The organism is Providencia sp. NPDC089933, assembly GCF_049545585.1.
GTDB lineage: Bacteria > Pseudomonadota > Gammaproteobacteria > Enterobacterales > Enterobacteriaceae > Providencia > Providencia huashanensis.
The window spans coordinates 436,376-458,425 of record NZ_JBMWDT010000001.1; the positions used below are offsets into that span (position 1 = coordinate 436,376).

General features: G+C 38.7%; 22 protein-coding genes. 9 read left to right on the plus strand and 13 right to left on the minus strand.

Annotation, left to right across the window (positions count from 1 at the left end; translation table 11 throughout):
* Positions 1-5: 5 nt before the first annotated feature.
* Together purR and sodB are read right to left on the minus strand one after the other, a co-directional pair.
* Positions 6-1,031 carry an HTH-type transcriptional repressor PurR gene (purR, locus tag ACPEH5_RS02260; protein WP_042844027.1) on the minus strand — a complete coding sequence of 342 codons (1,026 nt, stop codon included), beginning with the start codon at positions 1,029-1,031 and terminating at the stop codon, positions 6-8.
* Between the two features lie 435 nt (positions 1,032-1,466).
* Positions 1,467-2,045 carry a superoxide dismutase [Fe] gene (gene sodB / locus ACPEH5_RS02265; RefSeq protein WP_166687428.1) on the minus strand — a complete coding sequence of 193 codons (579 nt, stop codon included), beginning with the start codon at positions 2,043-2,045 and terminating at the stop codon, positions 1,467-1,469.
* Positions 2,046-2,515: 470 nt separating this feature from the next.
* On the opposite strand from sodB, the gene ACPEH5_RS02270 reads away from it, so the two are divergent.
* Positions 2,516-2,863 carry a Grx4 family monothiol glutaredoxin gene (locus ACPEH5_RS02270; protein ID WP_042844025.1) on the plus strand — a complete coding sequence of 116 codons (348 nt, stop codon included), beginning with the start codon at positions 2,516-2,518 and terminating at the stop codon, positions 2,861-2,863.
* 81 nt (positions 2,864-2,944) lie between these two features.
* Here ACPEH5_RS02270 and rnt read toward each other — a convergent pair whose 3' ends face one another.
* Together rnt and gloA are read right to left on the minus strand one after the other, a co-directional pair.
* The gene (gene rnt, locus ACPEH5_RS02275; RefSeq protein ID WP_042844024.1) at positions 2,945-3,589 is read right to left on the minus strand and encodes a ribonuclease T; all 645 of its coding nucleotides are present in this window, start codon (positions 3,587-3,589) and stop codon (positions 2,945-2,947) included.
* 127 nt (positions 3,590-3,716) lie between these two features.
* A complete protein-coding gene (gloA, locus tag ACPEH5_RS02280; RefSeq protein ID WP_129465838.1) occupies positions 3,717-4,124 on the minus strand; it encodes a lactoylglutathione lyase in 408 nt (135 codons plus the stop codon).
* Positions 4,125-4,300: 176 nt separating this feature from the next.
* On the opposite strand from gloA, the gene ACPEH5_RS02285 reads away from it, so the two are divergent.
* On the plus strand, positions 4,301-4,540 hold the full coding sequence (locus tag ACPEH5_RS02285) for a DUF1289 domain-containing protein (protein WP_042844023.1): 240 nt from the start codon (positions 4,301-4,303) through the stop codon (positions 4,538-4,540).
* 538 nt (positions 4,541-5,078) lie between these two features.
* The gene (gene slyA, locus ACPEH5_RS02290) at positions 5,079-5,513 is read left to right on the plus strand and encodes a transcriptional regulator SlyA (RefSeq protein WP_042844021.1); all 435 of its coding nucleotides are present in this window, start codon (positions 5,079-5,081) and stop codon (positions 5,511-5,513) included.
* A 483-nt stretch (positions 5,514-5,996) separates the two neighbouring features.
* Here slyA and ACPEH5_RS02295 read toward each other — a convergent pair whose 3' ends face one another.
* A complete protein-coding gene (locus tag ACPEH5_RS02295) occupies positions 5,997-6,464 on the minus strand; it encodes a glycine zipper 2TM domain-containing protein (protein ID WP_042844020.1) in 468 nt (155 codons plus the stop codon).
* Positions 6,465-6,983: 519 nt separating this feature from the next.
* On the opposite strand from ACPEH5_RS02295, the gene anmK reads away from it, so the two are divergent.
* From anmK to pdxY, 4 genes are all read left to right on the plus strand, one after another.
* Positions 6,984-8,105, plus strand: coding sequence for an anhydro-N-acetylmuramic acid kinase (gene anmK, locus ACPEH5_RS02300; protein ID WP_042844019.1), 1,122 nt, complete (start codon positions 6,984-6,986; stop codon positions 8,103-8,105).
* A gap of 19 nt (positions 8,106-8,124) precedes the next feature.
* Positions 8,125-8,778: a pyridoxamine 5'-phosphate oxidase gene (gene pdxH / locus ACPEH5_RS02305; RefSeq protein ID WP_042844017.1), complete on the plus strand. Its 654-nt coding sequence runs from the start codon at positions 8,125-8,127 to the stop codon at positions 8,776-8,778.
* A gap of 160 nt (positions 8,779-8,938) precedes the next feature.
* On the plus strand, positions 8,939-10,213 hold the full coding sequence (tyrS, locus tag ACPEH5_RS02310) for a tyrosine--tRNA ligase (protein ID WP_042844016.1): 1,275 nt from the start codon (positions 8,939-8,941) through the stop codon (positions 10,211-10,213).
* Between the two features lie 233 nt (positions 10,214-10,446).
* On the plus strand, positions 10,447-11,310 hold the full coding sequence (gene pdxY, locus ACPEH5_RS02315; RefSeq protein ID WP_129465839.1) for a pyridoxal kinase PdxY: 864 nt from the start codon (positions 10,447-10,449) through the stop codon (positions 11,308-11,310).
* 55 nt (positions 11,311-11,365) lie between these two features.
* On the opposite strand, the gene gstA is transcribed toward pdxY, so the two are convergent.
* Positions 11,366-11,971, minus strand: a complete 606-nt coding sequence (gene gstA / locus ACPEH5_RS02320) for a glutathione transferase GstA (protein ID WP_042844014.1) — start codon at positions 11,969-11,971, stop codon at positions 11,366-11,368.
* A gap of 292 nt (positions 11,972-12,263) precedes the next feature.
* Here gstA and ACPEH5_RS02325 point away from each other — a divergent pair, with 292 nt between their 5' ends.
* Positions 12,264-13,130, plus strand: coding sequence for a DUF817 domain-containing protein (locus ACPEH5_RS02325; protein ID WP_048607024.1), 867 nt, complete (start codon positions 12,264-12,266; stop codon positions 13,128-13,130).
* Positions 13,131-13,151: 21 nt separating this feature from the next.
* Here the strand turns inward: ACPEH5_RS02325 and sapF are convergent, their stop codons facing one another.
* From sapF to pspF, 7 genes are all read right to left on the minus strand, one after another.
* Positions 13,152-13,958 carry a putrescine export ABC transporter ATP-binding protein SapF gene (gene sapF, locus ACPEH5_RS02330; RefSeq protein WP_247603799.1) on the minus strand — a complete coding sequence of 269 codons (807 nt, stop codon included), beginning with the start codon at positions 13,956-13,958 and terminating at the stop codon, positions 13,152-13,154.
* Complete coding sequence (gene sapD / locus ACPEH5_RS02335; protein ID WP_042844011.1) at positions 13,958-14,953, minus strand: putrescine export ABC transporter ATP-binding protein SapD; 996 nt, start codon at positions 14,951-14,953, stop codon at positions 13,958-13,960. The genes sapF and sapD overlap by 1 nt, the downstream gene beginning before the upstream one ends.
* Positions 14,953-15,843: a putrescine export ABC transporter permease SapC gene (sapC, locus tag ACPEH5_RS02340; protein WP_042844010.1), complete on the minus strand. Its 891-nt coding sequence runs from the start codon at positions 15,841-15,843 to the stop codon at positions 14,953-14,955. Before sapC ends, sapD begins: the two co-directional genes overlap by 1 nt.
* Positions 15,830-16,795, minus strand: coding sequence for a putrescine export ABC transporter permease SapB (gene sapB, locus ACPEH5_RS02345; RefSeq protein WP_042844008.1), 966 nt, complete (start codon positions 16,793-16,795; stop codon positions 15,830-15,832). Before sapB ends, sapC begins: the two co-directional genes overlap by 14 nt.
* Entirely contained in the window at positions 16,792-18,477 is a 1,686-nt protein-coding gene (gene sapA / locus ACPEH5_RS02350; RefSeq protein WP_048607026.1) for an ABC transporter substrate-binding protein SapA, read from the minus strand. The genes sapB and sapA overlap by 4 nt, the downstream gene beginning before the upstream one ends.
* Before the next feature lie 376 nt (positions 18,478-18,853).
* Positions 18,854-19,459 carry a hypothetical protein gene (locus tag ACPEH5_RS02355; RefSeq protein WP_042844006.1) on the minus strand — a complete coding sequence of 202 codons (606 nt, stop codon included), beginning with the start codon at positions 19,457-19,459 and terminating at the stop codon, positions 18,854-18,856.
* Positions 19,460-20,026: 567 nt separating this feature from the next.
* Positions 20,027-21,037 carry a phage shock protein operon transcriptional activator gene (pspF, locus tag ACPEH5_RS02360; RefSeq protein WP_042844005.1) on the minus strand — a complete coding sequence of 337 codons (1,011 nt, stop codon included), beginning with the start codon at positions 21,035-21,037 and terminating at the stop codon, positions 20,027-20,029.
* Positions 21,038-21,304: 267 nt separating this feature from the next.
* On the opposite strand from pspF, the gene pspA reads away from it, so the two are divergent.
* Entirely contained in the window at positions 21,305-21,970 is a 666-nt protein-coding gene (gene pspA, locus ACPEH5_RS02365; RefSeq protein WP_042844004.1) for a phage shock protein PspA, read from the plus strand.
* The last annotated feature ends 80 nt before the right edge of the window (positions 21,971-22,050 follow it).

Here is a 22,050-nt window from a genome sequence, read left to right on the forward strand (position 1 = left end):
CTAAGTTATCGGCGGTAATCAATAAATGGCCCATCAGCAACAGAGCGGCGTTCAACCAGCCGTGGATGTACCTCGATAGTTTGCGCATCTTCGCGCTTATTCACAATTCTATCGAGTAACATTGTAAAGGCCATTTGCCCTAAACGCTCTTTTGGCTGGTGGATAGTCGTTAGAGCAGGGGTAAAATAGCGCGCATTACGCACATTATCATAGCCAATCACTGAAATATCTTGTGGTACACGCAGGCCCATCTCATCTGCGGCGCAAATCGCTCCCATTGCCATAATATCGCCACCACAGAAGACCGCGGTAGGGCGCTGTTTATGGCTAAGGATTTGCATCATTGCTTTGTAGCCTGATTCAGGCTCAAAATCCCCTTGGACGATCCACTCATCTTTTAACGTAATTTTGGCCTCTTCCATCGCTTTTTGGAAACCAGTTAAACGACCAATGCCTGTATTTCTTTCGAGTGAACCAGGAATGACACCGATATCACGGTGGCCACGGTCAATCAAATAACGCCCTGCAAGGTAGCCGCCATGGAATGAGTTGTCGATAATACTGTCAGTAAAATCACCTCGTGACGTACCCCAATCCATAACGACCATTGGAATATTACGATAATCTTCTAACATACTGATTAAAGTATCTGGGTATTCAGAGCACATAACGAGTAAACCATCCACGCGTTTTTGCGCAAGCATTTGTAGATAGGCTTTTTGTTTACCCAAATTATTATGGGAATTACAGAGGATTAGTGTATAGCCTTTTTCATAGCAGCTATTTTCAACTGATTCTATTACCTCAGCAAAATAGGGTGCTTCACTGGAGGTTGCCAGCAAACCAATCGACTTAGTGTGATTAACTTTTAGACTACGGGCAACCGCACTTGGTGAATAATTGAGCTCTTTAATTGCAGCCCAGACCGCAGCCTTAGTATCATCAGCCACAAAGCGCGTTTTATTAATAACATGGGATACGGTTGTGGTAGATACGCCAGCGCGTTTCGCCACATCTTTAATCGTTGCCATGGGGGAAAAAAACTCCTGACCAACAATAGGTCTCTATAAGCATTCTTGTTAAAAAATTACCAGCATATTGATGCATTGATCCTTTGCTGGCAATAATTTAGCGATTTGTTGTCGATTTTGTCTGATCTAGCGCAAAAACGAAAGAAATAATTGATGTTATAACATGTGATATAGGCACGAGTTTTGTTTTTTTGGATATATATACTTAATAACCTTTGTGTTAATATGGTTATTCGCTAATTCAATTACGTTTAGATGAGAGGAACTCATGGATACAGATGTTAAATATGGATTACTGGCTGCGTTGGGTTCATTAGCAATGATTATTTTTATTGCTGCACATATTTTTTGATTTTATTTTTACTCATAGCAATGTGCGTAAAAAATAAGGGCGAGATATCTCGCCCTTAGCTATTTAGAAATCAACAGATATCACTACGCTAAATTTTCTTCAACAAACTTCCAATTGACTAGCGCCCAGAAGTTTTCTAAGTATTTAGGACGCGCGTTACGATAATCGATATAGTAAGCATGCTCCCAAATATCAACTGTTAATACAGGCTTATCTTCACCAGAAATTGGCGTTGCAGCATTAGATGTATTAACGATAGCTAAGCTACCATCGGTTTTTTTCACTAGCCATGTCCAACCTGCGCCAAAGTTTTTGGTCGCAGCGTCAGTAAATTGCGCTTTAAACTCAGCGAAAGAACCGAATGCTTTATTAATCTCATCAGCAACTTTGCCTGTTGGTTCTCCACCTGCATTTGGCGCTAAACAATGCCAATAGAATGTGTGGTTCCAAACTTGAGCAGCATTGTTAAAAACCCCAGCGTCAGAAGTTTTGATGATCTCTTCTAGAGATTTACCTTCGAAGTTAGTGCCTTTGATGAGGTTGTTTAAGTTAACAACATAAGTGTTGTGGTGCTTGCCATAGTGATATTCTAAGGTTTCAGCAGAGATATATGGTTCTAAAGCATCTTTAGCATACGGTAGAGCGGGTAGTTCAAAAGACATTGCGTACTCCTTGATTGCTTTTGTATAAAATACTTCGGGTGTTTGCTCTTAAAATGAGCTAATTAAAAGATGGCAATTTGTTATCAACATTTCGCTCATTGGCGAGATGGTATTTAATATATTAATGATAACACGATAAACCTTACAAAGGGTAACGGTAATCATGTTACTTATATGTTAGCAAAAAACAAAATCATTAACTATTTATATTGTATGGGTATTTGTGAGGAAGAACGCCAGTTTTTCGAATTTAAACAATAGCGAGTTATTTGTTTGACTTAGGTGAGCAGAAGATAGAAAAGGTGCCTTTTTGGTTTTTTGGATGTTATAGTAATGCCCCTGTAAAACTGGCATATTGTATGAAACAATTAAGTTTCACATTATAATGGTCAATGCATTCTATTAAGTCGCAGTAAATCATGCTTGTCGGCTGACTGCAAAACCAGCATCTTTGTTCTAAGGAAGTAAAAATGACGACAATTGAAAGAATCGAGCGCCAAATCAAAGAAAACCCAATTTTATTATACATGAAAGGCTCTCCAAAACTTCCGAGCTGTGGTTTTTCTGCTCAAGCAGTCCAAGCTCTGTCTTCTTGTGGTGAACGCTTTGCTTATGTTGATATCCTACAAAACCCAGATATTCGTGCAGAACTGCCAAAATATGCAAATTGGCCAACTTTTCCTCAACTGTGGGTTGATGGGGAGCTGGTTGGGGGCTGTGATATTATCATGGAAATGTTCCAGCGCGGTGAACTTCAATCATTGATTAAAGAAACTGCGGATAAATATCGCCCAACAGACGAAACTAGCGCAGAATAATATTGCGATAGATAACAAAAAACCGTATTTAGCTAACGTAGTGGTATTTTAGCAAATACGGTTTTTTTATATGTAATTCAATTACTCTTCGTTCTCAACGATAGGCCAGCCACCAAGCTTTTTCCATTTGTTGACAATCTCACAAAACAATAGGGCAGTACGGTTAGTATCATACAGAGCACCGTGGGCTTGTTTCCCATCAAATGGAATACCTGCAGCGACACATGCTTTTGCTAAAATAGTTTGGCCATACACTAAACCACTTAATGCTGCAGTATCGAAGGTTGCAAATGGGTGGAATGGGTTACGTTTTAAACTCGCGCGTTCTGCGGCATTCATAACAAAGCTGTGATCAAAATTTGCATTATGAGCAACAATAATTGCGCGGTTACAATCCGTGTTCTTCATTCCTTTGCGGATCACTTTAAATATTGCGTGTAATGCTTCGTATTCACTTACGGCCCCACGTAATGGATTAGTAGGGTCAATGCCAGTAAAGGCGAGCGCAGATGGCTCAAGGTTTGCACCCTCAAATGGCTCTATATGAAAATGCAATGTTTCATCCATAGACAGCCAGCCGTCTTTATCCATTTTTAAGGTAATCGCGGCGATTTCTAACAGCCCGTCAGTTTTGGCATTAAACCCACCGGTTTCAACATCAATAACAACAGGGTAATAACCCCTGAAACGGTTAACCAGGGCATTAGGATTATTTTTTTCAGACATTAGGACTTTCGATTATAAGTTTCTGATTGGCTCGTATTATGCCAAAACCAGTAAAAATTTGTAGGTAAACATAGAAGAAAATTAAGGCAGCCAATTGGCAGCCTTAATTTTGTAATTGAAAGGTCAATTAGTGACCTAAGCCTTTACTTGCACTTTTGTTTTCAATTAATTCAATTTTATAGCCATCAGGGTCTTCAACAAATGCGATAACAGTTGTTCCCCCTTTTACAGGGCCGGCTTCACGAGTAACATTACCACCTGCATTGCGGATATCATCACAAGTTTTTGCAACGTCATCGACACCTAGTGCAATATGACCATAAGCATTCCCCATATCGTAGTGATCAACACCCCAATTATAGGTTAGCTCAATGACTGCGCCTTCGCTTTCATCACTATAACCAACAAAAGCAAGAGAATATTTATACTCAGTATTTTCACTGGTTCTTAACAGGCGCATGCCCAGTACTTTGGTGTAAAAATCGATTGAACGCTGCATATCTGTAACACGCAACATAGTATGAAGTAAGCGCATATTATAAACCTCTTAAAATTTCCAGAAAAAACCTGAATCGTTGTATTTATTAATATAACGTGTCTATATTGATAAATACAATGGTTGTAGTATATTTTTTAATCGAACGGCAGTGATGCTTATTTTCATAGTATATCATACATTTATTGTGTTTTTTCTTTTAAGGGGATACCTATATGGCTGAGCAACTCGAGTTCTTTGATATTCCAAGCCCTTGCCGTGGTATTTGCCAAGTAAATGAACAAGGTTACTGCCGAGGTTGTTATCGTACACGAGATGAGCGTTTTAACTGGTTAAAATTTTCTGATCCTGAAAAACGAAATATTATTCGATTATGCCGTCAACGGTACTTAAGGTCACTGAGTAAACAGGCGACTGCAAAAGATTTACCCGATCCCCAACAACAGCTTTTTTAAAGTGTTATACAAATGAATCTATTTTTATAATTCAATCAATTGTTTTGTTAATTAAAGTAACTAGTTCTTTTTTAATTATTTTATTTTAATTAATTTCGTTGTTTATCTTTCAATAAAATTTTATTTATTCAAAATAGCTATAGATTCTATAAAAACAACCATAAATAACATATTTTTAAGATTAACTATATACTTTTGTTTTTAAACCATTTATTTGGTATTGCTTTTTTTATTGTTAGTTGTAATTACTATAAGGGTTAAAATAGATAGATCCGAAAGGAGAGTAAGGCTATTCTTATTAATAAGATAATTGATAGGTTGCTTTATTAAGCCTACTAATTTGAAAAGGCATGAGTCGCAAGGTATTAGTTAGAGGTACATCGTCTCATGAAGAGTTTGTCATCACTATAAATAGGTATTTGTTGTCCTATGCATCAATAAAAAGTTGTAAATATAAAAGGAAATTAATATATAATTTAAAAAATAATATGAGTCTGGTATATTTTTTAGACATTATAATTATATAAAGGAGGGTAAATTGGAATCACAAATTGGAACAGAATTATCACGTGTAGTCCGTATGTGGAGAGCATTAATCGATCATCGTTTAAAACCCCTTAAACTTACGCAAACACATTGGGTTACATTACATAATATTAGCCAGTTACCACCGGAACAATCGCAAATACAACTGGCAAAGGCAATAGGAATAGAACAACCATCACTAGTGAGAACCCTTGACCAATTAGAGGAAAAAAAACTCATTTCTAGGCATATATGTGCAAATGATAGGAGGGCTAAAAGAATAAAATTGACAGAAGAGTCTGAACCATTTATTAAGACAGTAGACCAAGTAATTAATAATACACGGCTAGAAATATTGAATAATATTAGTGAAGAAGAGCTTGAGCAACTGTCTCAGTTACTTCTTAAACTTGAAAGAAACATTATACAGTTACAGAATGACTCTTGAATTTGGTATAATTTAGCATGTGAATAAATATAACACCAACTATTATTATGGTGATTATTATAAAGACAATAATTATTCAAATTGATTTTAAATAAAATGATCTTTATAGATGACAAATTATTTCTGTGAAATATATATTGTATTGCAGTTATTTTTGTAGTGTATGGTTTGAGTTAAAATAATTTCTTTAACATTATTCTGCAATCATTAGTTAGTGATGATACACGGCTTGTAGAATACTCAGCAATAAAACCTTCACTAAAAAATGATAACTTAAATAACTATTTCACATTGAATAATGAAATATCTATATGTATAACTAGAGGGATGACTAACTAGAATACTACACATGATATTAAAGATAAAAATATAGGAAAATAATTAATTAATAGAGGTTATTAATAACTAAATATTAGTTAATTAACACTAAGTATGTTCACCGACCATGAGCCGGTGAACATATTTTAATTTAGAATAGTAAAGTTAGCGAGGAGATACAGTGACTGTATTGCCGCTATTTGCAATCATAACGCGTTGACCGTTACGGAAAGTGCTTGGGTCTTGTTTTTGAACAACCACGATATTTTTGCCGCTATCTAAGCGAATTTCTAACTGAACCCCTTGGCTTTTATTCAATGCGCCTTGTGCTTGCTGACCTGCTAAGCCACCTGCTATTGCGCCTGCTGCAGTTGCTAGTGTATTACCAGTACCACCACCAATAGTGTTACCTAATAAACCACCGAGCACAGCACCACCAATTGCGCCAATAACGTTACCATCTTCACCAGCTTGAATTGTCACAGGGCGGGCATTCAAAACGGTACCATAGGTTACAGTCTGTACCTGTTTCGCATCCTTGGCTGAAATAGTATCACCAGAAAGCGTACTGGTATTGACACAGCCTGATAACGCTGCAACTGCAACAACACCTACAAAAACTTTCTTAAGCATAATAACTCCTATGAGATTTGCTGTCTGTGGCACTAACATAGCATCGTATATTTGTTTTCACCATAAACACAACAATTATCAAAATAATGGTATTAAAAAGCGAAGGTTAGATTACTTATTTTGGTTTAAATAGAGTGTAAACACTAGGTAAAATATCTCAAATTCAGGATTATTTCACTGACAAAGGCACTGTTTGTTAAAGGGATGTCAAGTTATGAGTATGATTTCGCATCTATAGCTAAATAGGACGCCTTATCATCTTAGTCAAGACCCTGTAACTAGTGCTTGGTTTATAATTTTATTATGAACCATTGTAAACAAAAAGAGAAATCGTGATATTAAAAAGTGTCTTTTTTATTTAGTTTGTCTAGTTATTTTTAACTTAAAGGTGATTATTTATTATTCCTGCGAAGCTGCCCGAGAAATTGCATCGAATTGTTGACAAAAATCTTCATCAAAGCACAATCTTTTATAGTGATATTTAGTCAAGTTAATGTGCACACTGAAGGAACAAGCATAATGATTAAGTCCGGTCGTTACATAGGTGTCATGTCGGGAACGAGTTTAGACGGTGTTGATGTGGTGCTTGCAGCAATCAGTGATAAGTTTGTTGCTGAACAATCTAGTTTGAGTGTCACATTCCCAATTGAATTAAAGAAAAAAATTTTAAATATTTGCCAAGGGCAAACAACAACATTGTCAGAGGTTGGCAAAATTGATCGGCAGTTAGGGTCATTGTATGCAGATGCTATTAATCAGCTGTTGGTACAAACCAGTTTAACGTCTGAAGATATCATCGCTATTGGCTGCCATGGTCAAACTGTTTGGCATGAACCTGATGGCGAACAGCCTTTTACCATGCAATTAGGTGATAACAACAGAGTTGCCGCTTTAACGGGGATTACCACTGTTGGGGATTTTCGTCGTAGGGACATGGCATATGGCGGGCAAGGTGCACCATTGGTGCCTGCATTTCACCTTGCTGTATTAGGGCATCCTACTGAGAAACGCATTGTATTAAATATTGGTGGAATTGCGAATGTGACAGCTTTATTACCTGGTGCTTATGTTAAAGGCTACGATACAGGTCCTGGGAATATGTTAATGGATACATGGACTTGGCGTAATAAACAGAAAGCATATGATAAAGACGGTCAATGGGCGAGTAGTGGCAAGGTCGATAACACATTATTAAAATCCATGCTAAGCGACCCATATTTTAGACGCTCATCCCCTAAAAGCACTGGGCGTGAATATTTTAATATGCAATGGTTAGAGAAACACTTAGATAAGTTTCCATTAATTTCTGCTGAGGATGTTCAAGCAACGCTTTGTGAGCTGACGGCAACATCGATTACTGACCAAGTTTTATTATGTGGCGGCTGTGAGCGCTTAATTGTTTGTGGTGGTGGCGCAAAGAATCACTTTCTAATGCAGCGTTTAGCGGCTTTGTTACCGGGGATTGAGGTCGCTCCCAGTGATAAATTTGGGTTAAGTGGTGACGATATGGAAGCGTTAGCTTTTGCGTGGTTAGCGGCTCGAACTGTAGCCGGTTTATCAGGAAATCTTGCTTCTGTAACAGGGGCAAGTGAAGAAACTGTTCTCGGTGCGATATACCCTAAAAATATCGCTAAAAAATAACCGTATTAAGGATATAAAAATGAACGAGCTAGATGAAATAGACCTCGCATCGGTACGTCGTGAATACACAAAAGGTGGTTTAAGACGTAATGATTTAACACCAAACCCATTAACACTGTTTGAATTGTGGATGAAGCAAGCGTGCGAGGCTCGTTTAAGTGACCCAACAGCAATGTCGGTTGCTACAGTTGATGAAACAGGGCAGCCCTATCAACGTATTGTATTGTTAAAGCATTTTGATGATAACGGTTTAATTTTTTATACCAATTTAGGTAGCAGAAAGGCGCAACATTTAGAAAAAAATAACAAAATAAGTTTGCACTTTCCATGGTACCCGCTAGAGCGCCAAGTCAATTTTACGGGTGTCGCTGAGCGATTAAATCCAATTGAAGTTGTTAAGTATTTTCATAGTAGGCCTAAAGACAGCCAAATTGCAGCGTGGGCCTCTGCGCAATCATCTAAAATCTCTGCTCGAGGGATTTTAGAAGGCAAGTTTTTAGAGCTAAAACAAAAATTCAAAAATGGCGAGGTTCCATTACCCAGTTTTTGGGGTGGGTTCCGAGTGGTTTTTAATAGCGTTGAGTTTTGGCAAGGGGGCGCTCACCGCCTTCATGACCGCTTTTTATATCAACGCGAAGGGGATGGCTGGAAAATTGACAGATTAGCCCCTTAATTATAGTTTTTTAACTGGCACTTAATTGATATGCGCTTTATGCTATAGACTCATTTAATAAAATTGACAAATTAAACTGACGAGCTTTTGATATGAGTCTCAAAATCGTTGGTTTTTTAACCCTAAATAGATAGACAAAATTCAACCGATGGAGTCATTGATGTCTAGCAATAACCTGATTAAACAATTGCAAGAGCGGGGCCTCGTTGCCCAGGTAACGGATGAGGATGCGTTAGCAGAGAGACTGGCGCAAGGGCCTATCTCCCTCTATTGCGGCTTCGACCCTACCGCTGACAGCTTGCACTTGGGACATCTGGTTCCTTTGCTGTGTTTAAAACGATTCCAACTAGCCGGGCACAAGCCTGTGGCGTTGGTGGGTGGCGCAACGGGCCTAATTGGCGATCCGAGCTTTAAAGCTACTGAACGTAAATTAAACACCACAGAAACCGTTCAAGAGTGGGTAGAAAAAATACGCAACCAAGTATCACCATTTTTAAGTTTTGATTGTGGTGATAACAGCGCACGCCTTGCTAACAATTATGATTGGTTTGGTAAAATGGATGTGCTGACATTCTTACGTGATATTGGTAAACATTTCTCCGTTAACCAAATGATCAACCGTGAATCTGTTAAGCAACGTTTAAACCGTGATGATGTAGGGATCTCGTTCACCGAGTTTGCTTATAACCTGCTACAGGGTTATGACTTTGCCAATATGAATAAAGAGATGGGTGTTGAACTGCAAATTGGGGGTTCAGACCAATGGGGTAACATTACCTCCGGTATCGACTTAACTCGTCGCTTACATCAAAATCAAGTGTTTGGTATGACAGTTCCTCTAATTACAAAAGCGGACGGTACTAAATTTGGTAAAACCGAGGGTGGTGCAGTATGGTTAGATTCTAAGAAAACTAGCCAATATAAATTCTATCAATTCTGGATTAACACCGCTGATGCTGACGTTTATCGTTTCTTAAAATTCTTCACTTTTATGGAATTAGAAGAAATTCAAGCATTGGAAGAAGAAGATAAAAATAGCGGTAAAGCACCTCGTGCTCAATATGTTTTAGCTGAGTTAGTGACTAAACTGGTGCATGGTGAAAGCGGGTTAGCCGCAGCAAAACGTATTACTGATAGTTTGTTCTCAGGTGCGGTATCTGATTTAACAGAAGCTGATTTTGAGCAATTAGCACAAGACGGCATGCCTTGTATTACACTAGATGCGGGAGCTGACTTACAACAAGCTCTAGTTGATTCAGAATTAACGCCATCTCGTGGGCAAGCAAGAACTGCAATCAGTTCTAATGCAGTATCCATTAACGGTCAAAAACAAACAGACCCTATGTATGTATTTAGTGATGCAGACCGTTTATTTGGTCGTTATACTTTAATCCGTCGTGGTAAGAAAAACGACTGTTTAATTAATTGGAAATAGCTCTGACTAACCTTTGTAATATTAGCCTGGGGTTCCCCAGGCTATACTCGTCATATTTCAATTTGCATAGGTGTTGATTGTGTCCAGTTAGCTGAGTATAGAGTCAAGTATACTCATAGGGCTTTCTTCTCTTGTCGCCTCCATGCAACTCGAATTATTTGGAGTATATTCATATTAGCAATGGCGAATCACTGATTTCTCTTCATTCGACATAACAATTCTTTGGGTTCTTAATGAAAAGCGTATTATCAATTCAATCCCATGTTGTTTTCGGCCATGCAGGAAACAGTGCCGCTGCATTTCCTATGTGCCGAATGGGCGTAGATGTGTGGCCACTTAATACCGTACAGTTTTCGAATCACACGCAATATCCACAGTGGACAGGGAATGTTTTTTCAGCTCAGCACTTAACCGATATCGTTGAAGGCTTAGCAAAAATCCATAAATTAGAAGTTTGTGATGCGGTTTTAAGTGGTTATATCGGTTCCGCAGAGCAAGGGGATGATATCCTTGCGATTGTACAAAAAGTTAAAGCGGCAAATCCACAAGCACTTTATTTTTGTGACCCTGTCATGGGGCATCCTGAAAAAGGCTGTATCGTTGCACCAGGTGTTGCGGAGTTTCTTTGTCACCGTGCATTAGCAGTAAGCGATGTCATCGCCCCAAATCTACTTGAGTTAGAAACTTTAGTTGGTAGAAGTATTAAAACAGTAGATGAAGCAGCACAAGCCGCTCGTGAATTATGTCACAAAGGGCCGAAAATTGTGCTGGTGAAGCATTTAAGCCGAGCAGGCTATCGGGCTGATCGTTTTGAAATGATCTTAGTGACGGCAGAGCATAGCTGGCATGTGAGTCGTCCACTTGTAGATTTTGGTGAAAAACAACCAGTAGGCGTCGGTGACTTAACGAGTGGTTTAATGTTAGTCAATTTATTGAAAGGGGAGCCTCTTGATAAAGGGCTTGAGCATGTTGCAGCCGCAGTATACGAAGTGATGATAAAAACCAAAGAAATGGGTGAATACGAATTACAACTGGTTGCAGCCCAAGACAAAATGGTCAATCCTGAACATAAATTCTGTGCGACGCAGTTAGATTAAATTTAATGAGTTAATAAAATAGATAGCGCCCGTTGGTTGAGCGCTATCTTACGGATTAAATCAGTCCCTCAGCTTTTAATGCATCTTGGACATTAGGGCGTTTGGCAATTTTAGCCATGTAATCTTGTAGGTGGGTTAGGCTAGCTAAATCCAGCCCGACATGTTTTGCCCAACCACTAACGGTAAATAAATAAGCATCGGCAACACTAAAGCTATCACCAGCAAAGAAAGCCTGTTTTGATAGTACGTTGTCGACATATTTAAACTTATTAAATAATATGCCACGAGCGGTGTCTTTATATTCTTCTGGTGTACCGGGGGTAAATAACGGCGAGAAATTTTTATGTAATTCTGTCGAAATAAAATTAAGGGCTTCGAGTTGGTGATAACGTTTCATCGACCCTGGTAGTGCGATTAGGTTACGATCAGGTTTTTGATCAGCAATATATTGAACAATAACAGCACCTTCTGTTAACTGCTCACCATTATCTAGCACTAAAGTTGGAACTTGTCCTTTAGGGTTTATTGCTAAATAATCCTCGCCTTTCTCTGTTTTTTTCTCTTTGATATTAACTCGTTCAATACTGAAGTCTAATCCAGTCTCACGCAGAATAATATGAGGGGACAGCGAGCAAGCACCGGGAGCGTAATACAATTTCATGATAAAACTCCTAAGTTATTAAGTGGGCATTCATATAGCAAATAAACACATATCACTTAAGTATATCATTACTTTCTGTTAACGAATTGCCATCAGGTGCGAGATACATACAAAAATTAAAATTTAAACAAAAATAGGGCCCAAGAGTAAAAATGAGAATGTTAAGGTAAAAGAAAAAAAGCCATAAAATTAAGATAGTTGCCTTAGGTGTATTCGCTATGCTTTGCTAAAATCTACAGCTTACTTTGTATATAAAAATACAGTCGCACAATTGAAATTAGCGAGTAAATAAATGACCAACGGGTGTCAAAAATTAAATATCTTAGGGAAGCTAGATAAAATTTTGATGGCGCACACGCCAAATAATAGCCAAGGGATTAAACGTTTTATTTTAGAGTTCTGGTTCTTTGGTATCATCAATGCACGTTCTTGTTTATTTGCTGGTTTTTTCTTTTTGGCCTTATTTTTAGTGCCAGCGAAAGGGGTAATGGGGCTTCCTCGCTATGATGCCCTATTAATTTTTGCCGTCACATTTCAAGCTTTATTGGTATGGTCAAAACTAGAAACATGGGATGAATTAAAAGCAATCTGTGTTTTTCATTTAGTCGGTTTTATGATGGAGTTATTTAAAACCTCTGCAACTATTGGTTCATGGCAATACCCCGATGAGGCTTATTCCAAGCTTTGGGGCGTTCCTTTGTTTACTGGTTTTATGTATGCGGCGGTAGGGAGCTATATCATTCAGTCTTGGCGGTTTTTTAACGTTAGAATTGAACATTACCCACCTTATTGGATGGCGACACTTGTTGCTCTTGCCATTTATGTGAATTTTTTTAGCCACCATTATATTGATGATTACCGTTGGTATTTGACAGCTTTTATTTTTGGCTTGTATGCACGTAGTGTCGTTTTTTATACCCCATTAGATAAAGAACGCAGAATGCCTTTATTACTAGCTTTTATGTTGATTGGTTTTTTTATTTGGTTAGCTGAAAACTTTGGGACATTTTTTGGTGTTTGGCAATACCCAAACCAAATTGGTGCTTGGTCAATGGTGCATGCGGGCAAATGGGGAGCATGGTCACTGTTAGTGATTGTTACCTTCACAATTGTTGTACATCTCAAACATATTAAGGCAAATGTGACAATCTCACGCTAATAGCACAAATAGCGGCATTAATTATGATAAATCTTGCCGCCATGCATCGATAGATAAAGGCTCACCAAAATGGCTTTCAATTAGGCGGCGAGTGACATCATGCAGAGGGGCGGCTAAAACTTCAGCAGTATTGCCTCGCTCGACAACTTCTCCTTTATCCATCACTAGCATTTTATCGCTAATATGTTTCATCATGCCTAAATGTTGGGTGACATAAATAAAAGCAATATCTTGCTTTGCTTGTAAATCCAACATTAGATTAATGATTTGCGAACGCATCGACATATCTAAAGAAGCCAATGCTTCATCCGCAACAATAATTTCCGGCTGTAGGATAAGTGCTCTAGCCAATGCGATGCGTTGTTTCTGCCCTGATGCTAACATATGAGGGTAATATTCTGCATGGTCAGCAAGTAAACCTACTTGGCGAAGTGTTTGAATTATACGCCTTTCACGCTCAATTCCTGTTAAATCAGTGTTTAGCTTTAAAGGAAGCTCAAGGGTCTGGCCAATACGCTGCCTTGGGTTTAATGAGGTGCTGGGGTCTTGGAATATCATGCGAACCCGTTGACAACGGTAACTGTAATCACCAAATTTGAGGTGCTGCCCACGGATAAAAATATCGCCACTAGTGGGCTCGATAACACCTGATAACATACGTGCAAGTGTCGACTTCCCTGAACCGTTGGCGCCAATAATGGCTAAGGTTTGGCCCGCTTGTAAGTTAAAACTGACAGGTTTTACGGCTTGTAACTCATGGCGATGAAATAGCCCTTCACGGAAACGGAAAGTCTTAGTGAGGTTACGTACTTCAAGTAAGGTTTCCATTATGGCTGTTCCTCGGTGTTTAACGGATAGTGACAAGCAACGAGATGGCCTTTAATACTGCGTAATTGAGGCGCAATGATACAAGTACGCTGCGCATAAGGGCAACGTGGACCAAGGCGGCAACCAATAGGCAAATGTTCCAGTGAAGGAATTGCACCGGGTAAGGTATTCAACCGCCCTTTGTGAGGAATTGGGCTTTCAAAATCAGGAATTGAACGAATTAGGGCTTGTGTATATGGGTGCCGTGGGCGCTGTAACATATCTTCAGGAGTCGCACTTTCAACGGTTTGACCACAATAAAGTACATTAATACGGTCAACTAATTTTGACATCATTTCCAAATCATGGCTAATCAGTAGAATACCCATGTTATTGTTTTGATTTAACTTATCAAGTAAACGAAATATTTGAGCTTGCGTGGTGGACTCCATTGCGTTGGTCGGCTCATCCGCAATCAATAAACGGGGTTGGTTAGCAATGGCGATAGCTATCATCACTTTTTGGCATTCACCGTCAGTGAGTTCATAGGGATAGCTACGCATAATATCTTTATGGTCTTTAATACCAACCCGGTGTAATAACTCTATCGCTCGGCGTTTTCGCCAATTAAAGCGTTGCCACCAACGGCCCTTATAGGTCCAACTGGGAATAGATTGAATTAGCTGTTTACCAATATCTGCCGCAGGGTCGAGACAAGACTGGGGCTCTTGAAATATCATTGAAATATTATGGCCAATTAACCGGCGGCGTTTACGAGGACTGAGTTTTAATAAGTCGATATCTTGAAAACGAAAGCGGTCGGCTGTTACCCTAATATTATCTTTAGTTACCCCACAAATTGCTTTGGCGATTAGGCTCTTACCTGAACCTGATTCGCCGACTAAACCGCGTATTTCACCTTCAGATAGAGTCATGGATACACGGTCAACCGCTTTAACAGGGCCATTCGCCGTCATAAATTCGATGGTTAAATTGCGGATGTCTAATAGTGGCATTATTCAACTCCCGCATTAATCGCTCGGTGTAACCCATCGCCTAAAAGGTTAACAAAGAGCACGCTTATCATGATAGCAATACCAGGAAGGATCACGGTCCAAGGTGCGACATAGATAAGTTCTAAAGTATCACCAAGCATTGCCCCCCATTCAGAGGAAGGGAGTTGTGCACCTAAATCAAGAAAGCCTAAAGCGGCAATGTCTAATATGGCAATTGATAGCGCGCGAGTCAGCTCAGTAACCAAAATTGGTGTGATGTTAGGAAGTACGGTATACCATAAAATAAAAATATTTGACGCCCCATCAAGGCGTGCGGCGACAATATATTCTTTATCTAATTCATCATGCACTGCAACATAAATAGTTCTCACCATTCGAGGAATCAATGCAAGACAAATAGCTAGCATAGCATTTTGCAAACTAGCCCCCATAAATGCCACAACAATAATGGCTAATAATAATGAGGGAATAGACAATAGGGTATCAAGTATATGGTTAAACACTGCGGATTTTAACCCACGAGTCATTCCGGCTAAACAACCTAAAACCAACCCGATAATTGTCGCAATGAAGGTCACTAAAATAGCAGAGCCAAAAGTTGATTTAGTACCGATTAATAGCCGGCTAAGAATATCGCGACCAAGATCGTCAGTCCCGAAGAAGAATGCGACCTCACCGTAGTGCGACCAAGAGGGTGGTGTTAATTGATAACCTAAAAACTGTTGATCTAATGCGTAAGGAGCAAGATAAGAACCTGTAAAGCATAGAGCCAACAAAATTAGGACGCCAATAAACCCCACCATTGAAATAACATCTGATGAAAATAAATTCCATACCACACGTGTTGGGGATGGCATTTTTTGTTCACGATAAAAATTATCTGAGGACATACCAATCCTTATGCTTTAATGGGTCCATCATAGCGCCTAAAATATCAGAAAGTACATTTACTGTAATGACTAATGCACCGATTAGCATTACCCCGGCTGAAATCGCCGAATAGTCTTCTTGACGGATCGCAGTGACTAACCAACGGCCAAGCCCCGGCCAGTTAAAGACTAGCTCGGTTACCATTGTGAGAGTTAGCATTGTTGAGAACTGTAACCCAAGTTTAGGGATGATAGGTGGAATAGCATTGTGAAAAATATGGCGCTGAATAATTTTAATTCTTGAGAGACCGCGGATAGCTGCGGCTTTTATATAGTTTTCACTAGCAATTTCTTCGGTACTGTTCCTCACCAAACGTATAACTTCTGTCGTGGGAGCGAGTGCTAGGGTTAGCACTGGCAGCATCATATGCTCAAGTACGTTAATTATCATATCCTTACGATAGGGCGAATCTGAAAGCCATGCATCAATTAAAGCAAACCCTGTCACCGGTTTAAGATTATATAAAAGGTCAATACGACCAGAGACGGGGAGCCACCCAAGATGTAATGAGAAGAATAAAGTTAAAACAAGCGCTAGTACAAAGACAGGCACAGAAAAGCCCAATAAAGCAAAAATACTGATAACAATATCGGCAGGTTTGTTACGCCAAAAAGCCGCTATAATTCCAAGCGGGATCCCTGTGGTTAATGCAAAGATAAAGGCTAAAATACACAGCTCCATTGTTGCAGGGAAGGTATCTTTTAGCTGTTCGGTTATGGGCTCACCATTGATACTAGAAACACCAAAATCAAAATGAAGTAAACCATCGAAATAGAAAATATAAGCATCAATGAGTGACGCACCACTTAACGGCGCGTTAGGTGTAAAATAACTTAAGCTAAAGCTCACTAATGATAAAAAGAATACGGTAACTAGTAGCAATAAAAAACGACGCAGAGAATAAATTATCATGGTTGCGAACTCGGCTTTTTAGGTGCAACTTTAATTTTTTGCTCCATTTCACGATACACCCCAGCAAAGGATGTGTTACCAAAGGCACTGATCATTAAGCCCTTAATATCATAACGATATGCTTGTAAACGTAAAGAATAGGCTAGGGGTAAAACGGGAAGTTCTTCCCCTAAAATTTGCTGCGCTTGATGGTAATAATCGATACGAGCAGCGAGTTGTTGTGTCAGCAATGCTTTATGCAAAATCTCATCAAATGAAGGGTTGCACCAGTGGCTCAAGTTGGTCTGTGAACCTATTGCTGCACAGCTAAGCAAAGGACGAAAGAAACTGTCAGGGTCATTACTGTCTGTTGTCCATCCTGCGAGTGTCATATCATGAGACCTATCCATTAATTGGTTTTCTTGAAAGCGGCCTTCAACAGAACGGATATTCATAATAACTCCGACTTGTGCTAAATCAGCTTGGATAAGCTCAGCCATTTTCAATGGGCTGGGGTTGTATGATTGTGAAGCAATTGGCACCCATAAGTCTAACTTGAGGTTTTCTAACCCCATTTCTTGTAGCATTTGCTTTGAGAGTTCTGGATTGTAATCTGTTATTTTGGCTTGGTTATCATATGCCCACGAAGCCCTAGGTAGGATTGATGCCGCTGTTTCAGCGGTACCATAATAAATAGACTGCATTAGCCTTTCATTATTGATCGCATAAGCAATAGCTTGGCGTACTTTTAGCTTATCTAATGGCGGTTTACTGGTATTAAATGATAAATAAGCGATATTCATACCCGAGCGCATGGAAATCCGTAAGCGTGGGTCATCACGTAACACTTTTAGTTGGCTTGCCGCGGGGTAAGCTAAAACGTCGCATTCCCCTGTGAGTAATTTTGAAATACGCCCAGTTCCACCGGCACCCATATCGACGACGACTTCTTCCATACGAGGTTGACCTTTCCAATATTGGTCATTTCTAAGTAAACGAACAAATTGCCCAGCTTGGTAGTCATCTAAATTAAATGGCCCTGTGCCAACAGGACGCCAGTCAATCAACTCTTGGCGGTTAATACTCGAAAGGTAGTCTGCATATTCAGCCGACAGGATAGGGGCATAGTGAGTCGCTAAGTGCCATAAGAAGGAGGCATCCGGTGAGTTCAAACGGAACTCAACCGTATAGTTATTAATTTTTTGTATACTTTGTACGCTACTCGCAAATTGCAAACTATCAAAATAAGGGTAACGGCCACCATTAATATAATGGTAAGGATGATTTACCTCAAACATACGGGCGAAGCTAAACACAACGTCATTTGCATTCATGTTGCGGGTCGGTGAAAACCAAGGCGTATTTTGGAATTTTACGTCTTTACGTAGGTGTAAACGGTAAGTTGCGCCGTTATCAAGAACCTCCCAACGTGATGCAAGTTCGGGAATTAAACGATAGGTAAAAGGGTCGACATCTAATAGGCGGTCATAAATTTGTGCGCCAAGAGGGTCGACAATGAGCCCACTGCTGACCAACTGAGGGTTAAATGTTGTGACGATGCCATTTACACAATAAATAAAACCTTTTTGGCGTATATCAGCTGGGACCTCGTTTGCCACGATGTCTGGATAATGCCCTTGGTTAGCAAGTGCACGGGCAGATAAAGAAATGATAAGTAAAAACCAAAAAGTTAGTTGGCGCATAACACTGATATCGTTAACCTGAATGAGCCTATTGTAGCGTAAAAATAGGGGCTCTGGGTATAAGCAAAATTTTAATCAAAAAAATAGGAATGAATAGGCGTAATTAATGGAGTAAACCTAATAATCTAACTTTAAATTATTAGGTTTATCATTGAACTATGTCTTAATGAGAAAAAATCTCATTAAAAAGCTTTACAAACGACATTGATAACGATTATCATTCGTTTTGTCGATTAAGCAAACGCTTATGTAGACAAGGCATGACATTGCTCACATTGCTTCCAGTGTTTTATTTGATAGCCAGCATGGGTGCTGGCTTTTTTTTATCCAAACATAAGCAGTCAATTGGCACAGACGGCAGTAATAAAAAGCGAATTTATTCTAAACCAACATATTTTAAATCATCTTTTGTCACTTTGCCTTGAAGGGTACACAAAAAGCGAACGACACCTCTTTGCTCATCCTTTTCAATAATCAGCATTTTTTCAGCGGCATTCTTGTCAAGGTTGTAACGTTGAGCTGCATTTTCGTTAAATACCCAGTGATCTTGTAAATTATGCCTAATCATGGGGGAATATATATAACTATTACCAATCTTGATAATGCTAATCCTTGATGTAGTATGGCGGATCACTTCTTCAAGGCTTTGTGTTGTTTCGAACCCCCAAAAATAATACTGTCCACGCATTCCCATATAAGAAAAGTCATCATATTTGTCAAAATCACTATGACTAGCAATAAAACGGTTAAAAGTGACTTTATTTGTCGGGGAAAAATTGATATTGACAGAAATTTGCTTACCATCACTAAGCTGTGATTTATTTAAAATGTCAGAGACATCTTGTAAGGCAGGGCTTTCTTTAATTTTCTCAAAAAAGGATGAGTCACAATAAGAAAAAGTTCTCATTAATGACTCAGCATTGGTGATAGGAGATAAAGCTAGAATAAAAAATGTTACAGCTAAAATGTTTATATTTTTCATAATAGTCTCCTTTTAGTAAATAAAGTTATGGTCTAGAGATATCACATAAATACATTTCGCACAGTAGATAAATATGACAATTTGTAAAATAAAGAAATAATTTAATTTATTAAAGAGTGTTCTGAGAATAGTAAAAAATTATAATGATAAGAATGCAGGGTATAACATTGGCATAATCATTATGTTAATAATTAACTTATTTTGCGAGAAAATTTACCCAATAAAATTGTATAAAATACTTAGTTAAGATAACCTTAATTTTTTATCTCATTGAAAATAATTGCAGATTAATTAATTTAAGGCAAGTTAATAAAAATTGAACCTTATCTAATTGATATGCGTGAATTTAAACTCGGGGTTTGGTTTTTTGCTTTTATTTAGAAAAAATAATATATATGTATTTAAAATTTAAATATTATTAGGTGTTATCGCGTATTAGGTAATAAAGGTTGAGGCCAATTTTTTGAAATATTTGGCAATAAAAATACAGTTAATAAGGAAGATAATAATGTCTAAATTTAAAGCCGTGTTCAAATAACCATAATGTCACTTGAACACTATTTATTATTAGGGCTCTAATTTAATCTGATGTTTTTTAATCAAACCACGTAGTTGGTCATAACTTAATGAAAGTAATTTTGCAGCTTTACGTTGGTTAAAATGGCTTGTTTCAAGTGCTTGCTCTAACAACCTTTTCTCAGATGTTTGTTGCCATTGGCGCAAGTCACAAGGTAACGAGGGCAATGTTGAGGAAGAAGGAGACACAGATTGTTGAGCAGGTAATGACTCATGTAATTCTGTGAGTCGCTCTCCAAAGGGGTTAAAAATAATATTGTTGACAGGCTCTGCACGGTCACCATGGCGGTATACGGAGCGCTCTATGACATTTTTCAATTCACGTACATTACCAGGCCAAGGGTATTGTTGTAGTGTTTGTTGGGCATCATGAGTAAAACCAGTAAAATGTGAACGTTTTAGTTCTCCACACATTAAAATGGCGAAATGCTCTGCTAGTAGTAAAATATCTGGTTGGCGTTCACGCAAAGGTGGTATGCGGATTACATCAAAAGCAAGTCTGTCTAAGAGGTCTGCTCGAAATCGACCTTGTTTCGCCAGTTCTGGCAAATTCGCATTAGTAGCACAAATTAAACGAACATCAACATGTAATGATTGGCTTCCTCCCACTCGTTCTAATTCACCATATTCAATTACTCGTAATAATTTTTCTTGTACTGACATTGGGGCTGTGGCTAATTCGTCCAGAAAAAGTGACCCTTTATCAGCGCGTTCAAAGCGGCCTTGATGGCGTTTTTGTGCGCCTGTAAAAGACCCTGCCTCATGTCCGAATAATTCAGAATCCAGTAAATTCTCATTGAGTCCACTGCAATTGAGAGAGATAAAAGCTTCTTGCCATCGAGGGGATAAGTAATGAAGCCTATCGGCGATAAGCTCTTTACCTGTACCTCGTTCACCAATAACCAGTATAGGTTTACTCAGTTGAGCGAGCTCGGAAGTTTGTTCTAGTACGTCTAAAAAATTACTTGAAATACCAAGGATCGGGTCATTAGTCTCTTTCATGGTTATTTTTACCAATAGTTGGTTTAAAATGCCTATTTTTTACTATAGGCTAAAATGAAATAAAAGGGAAAGCATATAATTATTTACTTAAAAATCATTTGGATATAAATAAATTTTAAAGTTGGCACGCTAGTTGCAATATTTTCTTCGCAAATAGTTTGGTATAACGAATTAATTGTATGACTTACGGAGCGTCAGGTATTGGTTGGAAGCCAAATCAGGTCGAGGCGCTACAGAATGATAAAATCCATCAAGAGGAAATAAATAATGGGTATTTTTTCACGTTTTGCCGATATCATTAATGCAAACATCGCTTCTTTGTTAGACAAAGCTGAAGATCCGCAAAAAATGATCCGCCTGATGATTCAGGAAATGGAAGATATGTTGGTTGAAATTCGCTCAACATCTGCACGTACTCTAGCAGAAAAAAAAGGGCTAGAACGCCGTATTGAAATGGGTGAAAAGCAAGTTGCTGATTGGCAAGAAAAAGCAGAATTAGCACTCGTTAAAGATAAAGAAGATTTAGCGCGTGCTGCATTGATTGAAAAACAAAAAGTTAGTGACATGGTAGATACATTAAAACATGAGCTAATTATTGTTGGTGAAACATTAGCCCGTTTGAAAGGCGAAATTACTGAATTGGAAAATAAACTGCAGGAAACACGTGCTAAGCAGCAGTCCATGGTAGTTCGTATGGAAGCTGCGCAATCAAGCCGTAATGTTCGCCGTCAGTTGGATAGCGGCAAGCTTGATGAAGCTATGGCGCGTTTCGAACAGTTTGAACGTCGTATCGACCATATGGAAGGCGAAGCCCAAAGTTATGGTATTGGCAAACAAAAATCACTGGACCAACAGTTTGCTGAATTGAAAGCAGACGATGAAATTAGTGCGCAATTAGCTGCACTTAAAGCTAAAATAAACAAAGAGCAATAACAGTATTTTTGATGCACTGATGCGTTGGTAACATCGTATCAGTGCTGTAGACAAGCAAACCATATGTATAAGGAAATGTG